Origin of the sequence: Micromonospora sp. M51, from assembly GCF_018070305.1 — a bacterium.
Lineage (GTDB): Bacteria > Actinomycetota > Actinomycetes > Mycobacteriales > Micromonosporaceae > Micromonospora > Micromonospora parva.
Genome location: NZ_JAGPXZ010001363.1, coordinates 1 through 719 on the forward strand (window position 1 = coordinate 1; position 719 = coordinate 719).

Here is a 719-nt window from a genome sequence, read left to right on the forward strand (position 1 = left end):
TCACGGACCAACGGTTCCGGCAGCCCGGCCCGGACGATCAGGTAGTTCGGGTTGGCGACAGTGGTCACCGCGTCCACCCCGTACACCGAGCGGGGGATGTCCCGGGAGACGTAGACCTGGCCGTAGCGCGAGCGCAGCGGCTCGGTCCACTCGCTGAGGTCCACGATCCGGATGGCGCTGGCGTCGGCCAACTCCTCAATGCCCCGCACCGGCAGGCCTCCGGAGAAGAAGAACGCGTCGATCCGCCCGGAACGCAGCGCCTTCACCGAGTCGTCCAGACCGAGCCGCTCGCGGCGCACCTCGCCGCCACCGAGGCGGGCCACCTCCAACAGCCGGGTCGCGGTGATCTCGGTGCCCGAGCCGGGCGCGCCGACGGAGACGCGCCGGCCGCGCAGGTCGGCGACAGTGCGGACCGGGCCACCGCTCGTGGTGACCAGGTGCAGTTGGTCGTCGTACACCCGGGCGACGGCGGCGACCGCGGGGCTTCCCGTCGTGCTGGTGGGCAGCACGTCGGCCTGGGTGAAGCCCAGCTCGGCCCCGCCGGAGCCGACGAGCTGGACGTTTTCCGCCGAGGCGGCGGTGACCACCACGCTCGCCCGGACGTCGGGCAGTCCCTGGCGGCCATCCTCAACCGGGAACTGCCCGAACGCGTAGTAGACAGCGGTGGGGCTGCCGGTGGCGATCCGGATCGACGTCGGCGGGGTCGGGGCGTCCCGGCA

Annotated in this window: 1 protein-coding gene; it reads right to left on the minus strand. The window is 73.0% G+C overall.

Annotated features, from left to right (window positions below; translation table 11 throughout):
• Window positions 1-719: TAXI family TRAP transporter solute-binding subunit (locus tag KBX53_RS34850; protein WP_210864024.1), on the minus strand; the 719-nt coding region annotated here is incomplete at both ends.